This window comes from Mycobacterium sp. IDUB_39 (genome assembly GCF_055419205.1).
On record NZ_JBVAXF010000001.1, the window covers coordinates 507,134 to 519,396 of the forward strand.

General features: G+C 66.1%; 9 protein-coding genes and 1 riboswitch. Of the genes, 1 reads left to right on the forward strand and 8 read right to left on the reverse strand.

Features of this window, described 5'->3' with window-relative positions:
• Positions 1-5 precede the first annotated feature (5 nt).
• The 5 genes from ACZY0X_RS02385 to gcvP are packed head-to-tail and all read right to left on the reverse strand — an operon-like array spanning position 6 to position 7,013.
• Positions 6-1,391 (reverse strand): L-serine ammonia-lyase, encoded by a 1,386-nt coding sequence (locus ACZY0X_RS02385; RefSeq protein ID WP_463767988.1) that lies wholly within the window; start codon positions 1,389-1,391, stop codon positions 6-8.
• Between the two features lie 4 nt (positions 1,392-1,395).
• Positions 1,396-2,664 carry a serine hydroxymethyltransferase gene (gene glyA, locus ACZY0X_RS02390; protein WP_463767989.1) on the reverse strand — a complete coding sequence of 423 codons (1,269 nt, stop codon included), beginning with the start codon at positions 2,662-2,664 and terminating at the stop codon, positions 1,396-1,398.
• Positions 2,661-3,062 carry a glycine cleavage system protein GcvH gene (gcvH, locus tag ACZY0X_RS02395; protein WP_463767990.1) on the reverse strand — a complete coding sequence of 134 codons (402 nt, stop codon included), beginning with the start codon at positions 3,060-3,062 and terminating at the stop codon, positions 2,661-2,663. The genes glyA and gcvH overlap by 4 nt, the downstream gene beginning before the upstream one ends.
• Before the next feature lie 34 nt (positions 3,063-3,096).
• Positions 3,097-4,209 carry a glycine cleavage system aminomethyltransferase GcvT gene (gene gcvT, locus ACZY0X_RS02400; RefSeq protein ID WP_463767991.1) on the reverse strand — a complete coding sequence of 371 codons (1,113 nt, stop codon included), beginning with the start codon at positions 4,207-4,209 and terminating at the stop codon, positions 3,097-3,099.
• The gene (gene gcvP / locus ACZY0X_RS02405) at positions 4,206-7,013 is read right to left on the reverse strand and encodes an aminomethyl-transferring glycine dehydrogenase (protein ID WP_463768737.1); all 2,808 of its coding nucleotides are present in this window, start codon (positions 7,011-7,013) and stop codon (positions 4,206-4,208) included. The genes gcvT and gcvP overlap by 4 nt, the downstream gene beginning before the upstream one ends.
• A 259-nt stretch (positions 7,014-7,272) precedes the next feature.
• Positions 7,273-7,363, reverse strand: a riboswitch (glycine riboswitch).
• Between the two features lie 282 nt (positions 7,364-7,645).
• Between gcvP and lipA the strand changes: the two genes are divergently transcribed.
• On the forward strand, positions 7,646-8,569 hold the full coding sequence (gene lipA / locus ACZY0X_RS02410) for a lipoyl synthase (RefSeq protein WP_463767992.1): 924 nt from the start codon (positions 7,646-7,648) through the stop codon (positions 8,567-8,569).
• A gap of 12 nt (positions 8,570-8,581) precedes the next feature.
• Here lipA and ACZY0X_RS02415 read toward each other — a convergent pair whose 3' ends face one another.
• From ACZY0X_RS02415 to ACZY0X_RS02425, 3 genes are all read right to left on the reverse strand, one after another.
• Positions 8,582-8,743 (reverse strand): SDR family oxidoreductase, encoded by a 162-nt coding sequence (locus tag ACZY0X_RS02415; RefSeq protein ID WP_463767993.1) that lies wholly within the window; start codon positions 8,741-8,743, stop codon positions 8,582-8,584.
• Between the two features lie 173 nt (positions 8,744-8,916).
• Positions 8,917-10,509 (reverse strand): long-chain-fatty-acid--CoA ligase, encoded by a 1,593-nt coding sequence (locus tag ACZY0X_RS02420; RefSeq protein WP_463767994.1) that lies wholly within the window; start codon positions 10,507-10,509, stop codon positions 8,917-8,919.
• Between the two features lie 30 nt (positions 10,510-10,539).
• A complete protein-coding gene (locus tag ACZY0X_RS02425) occupies positions 10,540-12,147 on the reverse strand; it encodes an amidohydrolase (RefSeq protein WP_463767995.1) in 1,608 nt (535 codons plus the stop codon).
• Positions 12,148-12,263: the final 116 nt, after the last annotated feature.

The window sequence follows — 12,263 nt, forward strand, 5'->3', positions numbered from 1 at the left end:
CCTCATCAGCATTCGACGAAACTCACCGGAACATTGATCGCAAGTCCTCCGGTGGAGGTCTCCTTGTACTTAGTGAGCATGTCCGCTCCCGTGCTGCGCATGGTCTCCAGAACCTGGTCGAGACTCACCCGATGGGTACCGTCCCCGCGCAGCGCCATCCGGGCGGCGTTGATGGCCTTGCCCGCCGAAATGGCGTTGCGCTCGATGCAGGGCACCTGGACCAGTCCGGCGATGGGGTCACACGTCAGTCCGAGGCTGTGTTCCATGGCGATCTCAGCCGCGTTCTCGGTTTGTTGAGGCGTGCCGCCAAGTATTTCGGCCAACCCGGCGGCTGCCATCGACGCCGCCGAGCCGACCTCGCCCTGACAGCCGACCTCTGCTCCGGAGATCGACGCCCGTTCCTTACACAGGGAACCGATCGCGCCGGCGGTCAGGAGGAAGCGCACCGCGGTGTCGTCCGGGTTGCGGCGGCCAGACTCGGTGTAGTGCAACGCATAGTGCAGTACTGCGGGGATGATGCCCGCCGCGCCGTTGGTCGGCGCGGTGACGATGCGACCGCCGGAAGCGTTCTCCTCGTTGACCGCCAACGCGACCAAGTTGACCCAGTCCTCGGCGAACTCGGGCTTGCGGTCGGGATCCTCGGCCTGCAGTTGTTCGAACCACCGGTGGGCCCGGCGGCGCACCCGCAGTACGCCCGGCAGCAGTCCGTCGCGTTGCATACCGCGGTTCTGGCACTCGACCATCACGTCACGGATGTGTAGCAGCCTGTCGCGAATCTCGGTGTCGGTGCGCAGCGCACGCTCGTGTTCGAGCATGACGCTGCTCACCGAGGATTCGTGTGTCTCGGTGAGCGCGAGCAGTTCTGCGGCGGACCCGAACGACACGGCGTCAGCGCTCGGTGCGGCGGGCTGCTGATCACTCTCCGTCTCGGTGACGACGAATCCGCCACCGACCGAGTAGTACGTCTGCCGATGCATCTCGGCGTACTCCCCCGAGTAGGCGGCGAGACGCATCCCGTTTGGGTGAAACGGCAGACAGGTCAGCGGGTGCAGTGTGATCTCGTCTTGGGCCAGGGCGATCGAGCGCGCGCCGCCCAGCATGACCCTGCCGCTGTTTCGCATGGCCTGCAGACGCAGTTCCATGTCGTCGGTGTCGATCTCCTCTGGACGGCAGCCCTCGAGGCCGAGCAGGACCGCAGGCATGGTGCCGTGTCCGGCGCCCGTGGCTGCAAGCGATCCGTACAGATCGACGCTCACGCAGGTGACGTCGTCGATTGCCGCCATGACCCGTAGATCGTCGACGAACCGCGCCGCTGCGCGCATCGGGCCCACGGTGTGGGAGCTTGATGGCCCGATGCCCACCGAGAACAGATCGAACACACTGATGGTCATGGCCTTACAGCTCCGGATAGAGCGGATAGTCGTCTGCCAGCGATCGCACTCGAGCGGCGAGATCGGAAGTGTCGGTGCCCTCCTCGGCGACGAGTGCCTGCGCGATCAGGTCTGCGACGATCGTGAAGCCGTCGGCGCCGAAGCCCCGGGCAGCCAGCGCGGGGGTGCCGATACGCAAACCCGACGTCACCATTGGCGGGCGGGGATCGAAGGGCACCGCGTTGCGGTTGACCGTGATCCCGATGGCGTCGAGGCGATCCTCGGCCTGCTGTCCATCGATGGCGGCGTCTCTCAGGTCGACCACGACCAGATGGACGTCGGTGCCGCCGGTGACCACGCTGACCCCGGCCTCCTTGGCGTCGGCGCCGCTGAGGCGTTCGGCGATGATCTTCGCCCCGTCAAGGCAGCGTTGCTGCCGTTCGACGAACTCGGGCTCGGCGGCCATCTTGAATGCCGTTGCCTTGCCGGCGATCACGTGTTCCAGAGGCCCTCCCTGTTGGCCGGGGAACACCGCCGAGTTGATCTTCTTGGCGATGTCGGCGTCATTGGTCAGGATAATGCCGCCGCGCGGACCGCCGAGGGTCTTGTGCGTCGTGGAAGTGACCACGTGCGCATGGGGCACCGGCGAGGGATGCAGACCAGTGGCGACCAGGCCCGCGAAGTGGGCCATGTCGACCATCAAGTAGGCGCCGACCTCATCGGCGATCTCACGGAACCGGGCGAAGTCCAGATGTCGGGGGTAGGCCGACCAGCCAGCGATGATGAGCTGCGGGCGCCGTTCGCGCGCCACGGCAGCGACCTCGTCCATGTCGATGAGATAGTCCTTCTCCGAGACACCGTAGGCCGCGACGTCGTAGAGCCTGCCGGAGAAGTTGATCTTCATGCCGTGGGTGAGGTGGCCACCGTGTGCCAGGGACAGGCCCAGAATTGTGTCGCCGGGCTTGATCAACGCGTGCATCACCGCAGCGTTGGCGGTGGCGCCCGAGTGCGGTTGCACGTTGGCGTACTCGGCGCCAAAGAGTGCTTTGACGCGGTCGATCGCGAGTTGCTCGATACCGTCGATGTGTTCGCAGCCGCCGTAGTAGCGCCGGCCCGGGTAGCCCTCGGCGTACTTGTTGGTCAGCACTGAACCTTGTGCCTGCATGACCGCCAGCGGCGCGTGATTCTCCGACGCGATCATCTCCAGGCCGGTGCGCTGGCGCTCCAGTTCCTTGTCGATTAGCGAAGCGACGTCGGGATCGTATTCTGCCAGTGGTTGATCCAGGACGCTCATGCCGTCGCCTCGTTCTTGGCCGCGTACTCGGCGGCGGTCAGCAGCGTTCCGGTGGCGGTTGCGTCGACGGTGAACAGCCAGCCCTCGCCGTACGGGTCTGCGGTGATGATGCTGGGGTCGTTCTGCACGGCTTCGTTCACCTCGGTCACCCGGCCGCTGACCGGCGGATACAGTTCAGACACCGTCTTGGTGGACTCGACCTCCCCGCACGACTCGCCCGCGACGATCTCACTACCCACCTCGGGCAGCTCGACGTAAACGAGTTCGCCGAGAGATTCCGCCGCGACCGAGGTGATTCCGACCCTGACCGGCACATCCGGCAGATCGGCGCCAGGCAGCAGCGAAACCCATTCGTGCTCTTCGGTGTAGCTACGGTCGTCGGGAATGGTGTTGGACATGCGGTCTCCTTGAAGGGGTTGTGGACGTCGGTCGTCAGGACCGGCGGTAGAACGGGGTGCGCACGACGGTGAAGGGCTGCCTGGCGCCGCGGATGTCGACGCTGATTTCGGTGCCGGGTTCAGCGAGCGCGGTGTCCACGTAGGCCAGTGCGATGGGGTAGCCCAGTGTCGGGGACAGTGCGCCCGACGTCACGGTGCCGGCCGGCGCGTCGCCGCTGCCGAACACCGAGTAGCCGGCGCGCGCGGCGCGCCGGCCAGTGCCAGTGAGCCCGACGAGTCTCTGAACGATCGGCGCCTCGGAGGCTTGCTGCAATGCGTCCCTGCCGACGAATGGCTTGTCCAGCTTCACCACTCGCCCCAGTCCGGCTTCGAAGGGGTTGGTGTCGCGGGTCAGTTCGTGACCGTAGAGCGCCATGCCTGCCTCCAGGCGGAGACTGTCGCGGCACGCGAGCCCTGCCGCGGTGCCACCGTGCTTGGTGGTGGTCGCCAGCAGTGCCTGCCACAGCGGGACCGCCTGGTGGTTAGGCACGTACAACTCGAAGCCGTCTTCGCCGGTGTAGCCGGTGCGGGCCAGCAGGACGTCGATCCCGGCCACCGTCGCCGGTGTCGAGGCGTAGTACTTCAGGTCTCCGACGAGCTCCGCCTGCTCCGACGGCATGAGTTGGGTGACGATGTCCTGGGACTTCGGCCCCTGCACCGCCAGCAGCGCGGTCTGGGACGACTGATCGTCGATCTCGGCCGCGAACCCCTTCACCCGGTCGGCTAGTTCAGCGGACACCACGGCGACGTTCGATGCGTTTGCGACGACGAGGAATTCGTCGTCGGCCAACCGGTAGACGACGAGATCGTCGACGACTCCGCCCGCGGCGTCGCACAGCAGGGAGTACTTCGCCCTACCGACGGCGACCTTGGACAACTCACCGGCCAAGGCGTGGTCGAGCATGGCGTCGGCTTGGGCGCCCCGGATGTAGATCTCGCCCATGTGCGACAGATCGAACAACCCTGCGGTGGATCGGACGGCTCTGTGCTCGGCGAGCTCGCTGACGTACTTCAACGGCATCTGCCAGCCGGCGAAGTCGGTGAAGTGGGCGTTCAGCGCCTGGTGTTCGGCGAGCAACGGGGACGCTGGTGAGGTACTAGTGGTCATACGAGGACTTCCTCGAGGTCAGAGGTCGGAGTCGAAACGGTATTGCTCTCAAACGCTTCCGGCGCCGGGCAGGAGCAGACCAGGTTGCGGTCGCCGTGCACGCCGTCGATGCGCCGCACCGGCGACCAGTACTTCGCTGCCCGCAAGGACGTCACGGGAAAGGCGGCGAGTCGGCGCGAGTACGGCAGATCCCAGTCATCGGCCACGATCTGCTCCGCGGTGTGAGGTGCCTGCCGCAGGGGGCTGCGTTCCAGTGGCCACACGCCATCCCCGACGCTGTCGATCTCGCCGCGGATCGAGATCATGGCGTCGATGAACCGATCGAGCTCGCCGAGATCCTCGGACTCGGTGGGTTCGACCATGAGCGTCCCGTTCACCGGGAAGGAGAGCGTCGGGGCGTGGAACCCGTAGTCGATCAGCCGCTTCGCTACGTCCTCGGCGGTGACGCCGGTCTGCTTGGTCAGTGCGCGCAGATCCAGGATGCACTCGTGCGCCACCAGACCGGTGGGCCCCGTGTAGAGCACCGGGAAGTGTGGATTGAGCCGCGCGGCAACGTAGTTGGCGGTCAGCACCGCCATCTTCGTCGCGTCGGTCAAACCGCCCGCGCCCATGAGCGCGATGTAGGCCCATGTGATGGGCAGAATGCCCGCCGAGCCGTGGTTCGCCGCCGAGATCGGACTCCCCGCAGTGCCGTCGCCCAGCGGGTCTCCAGGCAGGAATGGGGCCAGGTGCGCGCGCACGGCAACCGGGCCCACGCCTGGTCCACCGCCGCCGTGGGGTATGCAGAACGTCTTGTGCAGGTTCAGATGTGACACATCGCCGCCGAACTGACCCGGCTTGGCCAGACCCACCAGGGCGTTGAGGTTGGCCCCGTCGACATAGACCTGCCCGCCGGCCCGGTGGACGAGATCACAGACGGTGCGGACGTCCTCTTCGTAGACTCCGTGCGTCGACGGGTAGGTCAGCATGATCGCCGCGACGCGGCCCTCGCTAGCGGCAAGTTTGGCCTGCAGGTCGTCCGAGTCGATGTTGCCGTTGGCGGCGGTGGCCACCACGGCGACCCGCATTCCGGCCAGGACCGCCGAGGCGGCGTTGGTGCCATGCGCCGACTGCGGGATGAGGCACACGTCCCTGTCGAATTCACCACGGCTGTCGTGGTAGGCCTTGATCGCCAGCAGCCCGGCGAGTTCGCCTTGCGAACCGGCATTCGGCTGCAACGACACGTTGTCGTATCCGGTGATCTCGGAAAGCCAGGTCTGCAGGTCGGCGATCAGCTTCTGGTAGCCCAGCGTCTGATCCCGAGGTGCATGCGGGTGAACACCGGCGAAGCCCGGCCAGCTGATCGGCTCCATCTCGACGGCGGAGTTGAGTTTCATCGTGCACGAGCCCAGCGGGATCATCGTCCGATCCAGCGCGAGGTCCTTGTCCGACAGCTTCCTCAGGAAGCGCATCATGGCGGTTTCGGAGCGGTGTGCGTGAAACACGTTGTGCTGCAGGTAGGCCGTGGTGCGAAGCGCGGCGCTCGGCAGCTGCCACTCCGGGGCGAGCGGCTCGCGGCCACCGAACACGGCGTTGACCTTGGCCACGACCTGATCGGTGGTGCACTCGTCGCAGGCGATCGCGACGTGGTTCGCATCGACCAAACGCAGGTTGATACCGGCGAGTTCGGCACGTTCGACGATGTCACGTGCCTGGCCGGCCACGCGAACCAGGACGGTATCGAAGAACGCGTCGTGCACGATGTCATGTCCCGCAGCATGCAGGCTCGTCGCGATCGACCTAGCATGGTGGTGCACCCGTTCAGCAATGGCGCGCAACCCTTCTGGGCCGTGGTAGACCGCGTACATCGCCGCCACGTTGGCCAGCAGGGCCTGCGCGGTGCAGATGTTGCTGGTCGCCTTGTCACGTCGGATGTGCTGTTCGCGAGTCTGCAGAGTGAGCCGGTAGGCCGGGGCTCCGTCGGCGTCGATCGAGACACCCACCAGCCGTCCTGGCAGCATCCGCTCAAGACCGTCGCGCACCGCCATGTAACCCGCGTGCGGTCCACCGAAGAACAGCGGCACACCGAAGCGCTGCGCTGAGCCCACCGCGATATCGGCGCCCTGTTCGCCGGGCGGGACCAGCAGGGTCAGCGACAGCAGATCGGCGGCGACGGCCGTCAGCGCGCCACGCTGGTGAGCAGCGGTGATCAGCGGCTCGAGGTCTCGGACCACCCCGCTGGCACCAGGAGCCTGCAGCACGAGGCCGAACAGGTCCCCATCGGGTAGGCCGTCGCCGAGGTCGGCGACGTGGACATCGATGCCGACGGCGGCGGCTCGGCCACGGACCACGGCCAACGTCTGGGGCAGGCATTCGGCGTCGACGACGACCCGGGCCACGTTGGATTTGGCCTTGTTGGCGCGACGCATGAGCAGGATCGCCTCCACCACGGCGGTCGCCTCGTCGAGCAGCGATGCTCCCGCCAGCGGCAGTGCCGTCAAATCCTCGATGACCTGCTGAAACGTCAACAGTGCCTCGAGGCGGCCCTGCGAGATCTCCGGCTGGTACGGGGTGTAGGCGGTGTACCAGGCCGGCGATTCCAGCATGTTGCGTCGAAGAACTGCCGGGGTGATGGTGTCGTGATAGCCCAGCCCGATCATCTGCACGCGGGAGCGGTTCTGCTCGGCCAGTGCGCGCAGATCCTCCAGGACCTGCTGTTCTGATCGCGCCGCGGGGAGGTGCATGACCTCGCGGTTTCGGATCTGCTGAGGTACGGCGGCGTCGATCAGCTCATCGAGGGACGGGTAGCCCAGCGTGTCGAGCATGTAGTGCGTCGCCGACGCGGACGGACCGATGTGCCGGGAGGGGAAATCGCCTGATGAGGCGGTTATTTGCGCCGTGTGGCGAGAACTGGCTGACACGAGGTGGCTCCGGTTTCGACAGTGCCCGGACCGCACCGGACATCGCTAAAAGGACACCTCCCCGCTCTGTCCTGAAACCTGAGAGTCTGCGCGCGCCGTCTCGGCGGGCTCTACACCTTCGGTAAGTACCGGCCGTGAGACCGGTGCTGTTCTCCAGAGTTGCCTCTGCGCGGCGGTGCTGGGGCCTGAGAGATTCCTGGGGAGGAAATTGCTCCTACGGCGCCTCCCGAAGGAGGTTCTCCCGCTGCGCATCAACGGCGTATTCAGTTGTGGTGCGTGACGCTACACACCCCGCCATAGTTTGTCACTACCGAACTTCAGACACCGTCGACGCTGCGCCCAACCTTGCCAAGAACGTTGATCGTTTGGCATCCTGCATGGTGTCGTCGCCGTGACCGCACACGCGCGATCTTCCTAGGGCCCCTCTGGCAACCGTGTGATGCCCCGCCCAATTCAACTGTCTCGCTGAGACTTCCAATCCCGATGACGTGCGCCCATTCGACGTCCGCCACCACATCTTCCGCGCAAGGAGCACCATGTCGGTCAACAATGAAGGGCGTCGACTTCTGCGCCTGGAGGTCCGCAACGCCCAGACACCCGTCGAACGCAAGCCCCCGTGGATGAAGGTAACGGCACGCACCGGCCCGCAGTACCAAGAGCTGATGAGCCAGGTGAAGGAGCGCAAACTCAACACCGTGTGCCAAGAAGCGGGTTGCCCCAACATTTTCGAGTGCTGGGAGGACCGCGAAGCGACGTTCCTGATCGGCGGTGACCAGTGCACCCGGCGGTGTGACTTCTGCCAGATCGATACCGGCAAGCCGACGACGTTGGACCTCGACGAGCCCAGACGCGTTGCCGAGTCGGTGGCCACCATGGGCTTGCGCTACGCCACCGTCACCGGAGTTGCGCGCGACGACTTGCCCGACGGCGGCTCTTGGCTGTACGCCGAGACGGTCCGACAGATCAAGAGGCTCAACCCCGGAACCGGTGTCGAGTTGCTGATCCCCGACTTCAACGCCATCCCCGAACAGCTCGGAGAGGTCTTCGATTCACGTCCGGAGGTATTGGCACACAATGTCGAAACCGTGCCACGCATCTTCAGGCGGGTACGGCCTGCCTTCCGCTACCAGCGCAGCCTCGACGTCATCACCGCTGCCCGCGACTTCGGCCTGGTCACCAAGAGCAACCTGATCCTTGGCATGGGTGAGACCACCGAGGAGGTGATCCAAGCCTTGACTGACCTGCACGGGGCGGGATGCCAACTCATGACCATCACCCAGTATCTGCGCCCCTCGGTGCGCCACCATCCGGTGGAGCGGTGGGTCACACCCGACGAATTCGTGATGCTCGAGTCGGCCGCGCGCGAGATCGGCTTCCTCGGCGTGATGTCGGGCCCGCTGGTCAGATCGTCCTATCGCGCAGGTCGCCTCCACGCGCAAGCGGTAGCCGCGATGCAGTGACGTCGTCCGTGTTCAACGCGCCAAGTATCCGCCGTCCACAGCAAGGACTGCTCCGGTGGTGAAGGAGGCATCGTCCGAGGCCAGATAGACAACGGCACCGGAGATCTCGGATACATCGGCACGGCGCCCCATCGGGGTGCGCTCGAGGACGCTGCCCCGTGGGTCTGGAAGCACGGCTACTCATCCGCGGCCAGTGGCGCGAGGCAGAGTTCAATAAGACTCTGACCGGCACGCCGCAACAATCAAGAATTTTCAGCGTCACCCGGATGACGCTGATGAATAGCTGCCAGGCACTGACGGAGGTGCAGGGTCAGCGTCGGTCCGAATCCCCGTTATCTCAACGTGATTCAGATGGTGGCGCGGTCGCGGCCCTCCCAGTGCCGCTTGCGGAGGTCCTTCTTGAGGATCTTTCCGGTGGGGTTGCGCGGCAGCGCATCGACGATGTCGACGGTCTTCGGGCACTTGTAGGCGGCCAGTCGCTCGCGCGCCCAACCGATGATCTCCTGATCGGTCGCCTCACCCTCAAGTGCGACAATGGCTTTCACCGCCTCGCCCCACTTGTCGTCGGGCACACCGATCACCGCGACCTCGACGATGGCGGGATGCTCAGCCAGCACGCGCTCCACCTCGATGGAGTACACGTTCTCGCCACCGGTGATGATCATGTCCTTGAGCCGGTCCTCGACGAAGATGAAGCCGTCGGCATCGACCCGGCCGATGTCACCGGTGCGAAACCAGCCCTCGGATGTGATCGCCTCAGCGGTCGCCTCCGGCTTACCGTGGTAACCCTTCATCAACTGCGGTGTCCGGAACCATAATTCGCCTTGGGCACCATCGGCGACATCCTCGAGAGTGTCGGGGTCGACAACCCGAACCTCCGCGCCGGAGATGACCTTGCCCGCGCTGACCATCCGGTCCTCGTCCCCGGAGCGGTGGTCGTCGCCACCGAGAAGGCTGATCACGCCGGACACCTCGGTGAGCCCGTACACCTGGATGAACTCGGTGTCCGGCCACGCCTGCAGCGCGGAACGCAACAGCGGCAACGGCATCGGCGACGCGCCGTAGGCGTAGGTCTTCAACGCGCCGAAGAGCTTCACCGCGTCCTCACCCGACTCCAGCACCTTCGCCAGCACGGCGGGAACCAGGAACGTCCGGTTGGCGCCAGCCAGGATGCCGCCAGCCAGTGCGGCGCCGTCGACGTCACGCGTCATGTACGTCGGCGCGCCGTTGTGCAGGCCGAACTGCATGTAGGAGGTGCCGCCGACGTGGAACAGCGGCATCGCGACGAGGCTCTTGTCCTCGGGCCCCAGCGTCCAGCCCTCGAACGCGTTGATGGTGTGCGCGATGACGTTGGCCTGGGTCAGCGCAACACCCTTCGGCCGGCCTGTGGTGCCCGAGGAGTACATGATGATGGCGACGTCATCGGACTGCACGTCGGGTGAGCGATCGACCGGTGTTGCCGCCGCCAGCATCGCCTCGTACCCGTCGCCGTCCTCACCCTCCGGGCTCACCACCACGATCTCGGTCACCGCCGTGAGCTTGTCGCGAATCCTGTCGATGCCCTCCGCGAACTCCGACCCGACGATAAGCAGCTTGGCGCCGGAATCGTTGAGCACGTAGTCCATCTCGTCGGCCGCCAGCCGGAAGTTGATGATGGCAGTGGCCGCGCCGAGCGAGGCCGCGGCGATCGTCAGCTCGACGCAGGCGGGGTGGTTCTTGTCGAGGAATGCCACGACGTCGCCACGCGAGATGCCACGCTGCGCCAGCGCACCCGCGAGCCGCCGGATGCGGTCGTGGAACTGCGACCACGTCCACGTGCGACCCAGGTAGGTGATCGCGTCGTCATCGGGTTTGGTCTTGGCCCAGTGGGCCACGCGCTCATCGAGGAATCGGGGTTCTGGGAGCGCACGCGAGGAGCAGTTTGGGTCCACGTCCGACATGGCCGAGAGCGTGCCAGAACTACGTCGCGATCAGGCGGTTTTAGCAAAAACCTGTTTGCCCGCGAGGTAGGTCGCGACGACGTCGAGATCGGCGATGTCCTGCGCAGGCACCGCGCGCGGGTCGGCCGACAGCACCACCAGATCGGCGTACTTGCCGACCTCCAGGGAGCCGAGGACGTCATCGGCGAACAACTGCCACGCCGCGTCGATCGTCTGCGCACGGATGGCCTGCTCGACGGTGATGCGCTCTTGCGGGGCCAGCACCCGCCCGCTCGGCGCCAGCCGGGTGACGGCGACGCTGATATTGCGCAGCGGCTCCTCAGGTGTCACCGGCGGATCGTTGTGCAGTGAGATCCGCATGCCGGTGGCCACGGCCGAACCCGCCGGCATCCACGTCTCTCCGTGCTCGGGACCGAACAGCCCGTCGACGAGAACGTCGCCCCAGTAGTGAATGTGGTCGACGAAGATGCTGCACGTGACACCGAGGTCGTGCGCGCGCTGCAGCTGTGCGGGCGTGATGGCGCCGACGTGTTCGAGGCGCAGCCGATGGTCGTCACGCGGGTGCTTGGCGATGGCCTGCTCGTACACGTCGAGGATGGTGTCCACGCCACGGTCACCGTGCACGTGGCACGCCATCTGCCACCCGAGCGGGTAGTAGGCGGCGACGATCTCCTCCAACTGCTCGCGGGTGTAGTTGGCGTGCCCGCACGATCCGGGCGTCACCCCGATGGTGCGCACGGCGTCGGTGTCGAGGTAGGGGAACGTCAGGTCGATGTTGCCGATCCACGGCGACCCGTCGACCCAGATCTTGATGCCGATCTGCTTGACCATGTCGTCACCGTTGGCCAGTGCCTCGGTGGTCGTCATCTGCTCCGTCGACATCTCGTAGGTGCGCAGCCGCACCGTGACATCGCCCCGCAGCTTCGCCAGCATCGGCCGGAACATCGGATCGAAGGCCATCTCCGAACACGTCGTCAGCCCGGCGCGGTTGAGCCGCGCGCACTCGGCGAGCAGCATCGCCGGGTAGCCGTTCGGGTCGACCGCGTCACCGATGAGTGAGAACACCGCGCCGGTCTCGATCGCCGTGCCGTCGAGTTCACCGTCGGCATCGCGTCCGAACGACGCGCCCTTCGGGTCCGGGGTGTCGCGGTTCAGTCCGTTGCGCTGCGCGGCCGCGGAGTTGAAGTACGCCTTGTGCCCGGAGTTGTGCACGATCACGAGCGGGGTGTCGGGTGCCTGCCCGTTGAGCCACGCCAGCGTCGGCTCTGGCAGACCCTCCTGCAACAGCGGATCCCAGCCGTTGAGGTAGGCGCCGTCCGCCCCGCGGGCGGCGACCTCTCGCGCGATGGCGGCCACGACGTCATCAGCGCGCGCCATCGTGACGGGCCGGATGTCGACGATGCGGTCGGCGAGCACGATCGCCTCCATCAGCGGGTGCCCGTGCGCCTCGACGAACCCCGGCATCACGCACCGCTGGCCCAGGTCGACCACCTCGGTGTCGGGGCCAACCAGGTTCTCGACGTCCGCCCGCTCCCCCACCGCCACGATGCGGCCGTCGGTGACAGCGAGCGCCTGCGCGGTCGGTCGGGCGTCGTCGACGGTGAGCACGGTACCGAATAACACCAGGTCAGCGGGCATTGGGTGATCCTATCGGCGGCATTGGGAAAATCCTTGCGAAACAAAGTTCACCGCCGTGTCGATTTCGAGTGTTGCCGTTCGACGTAGTCACGAGGGCACGATGGAGATGCCCCTTC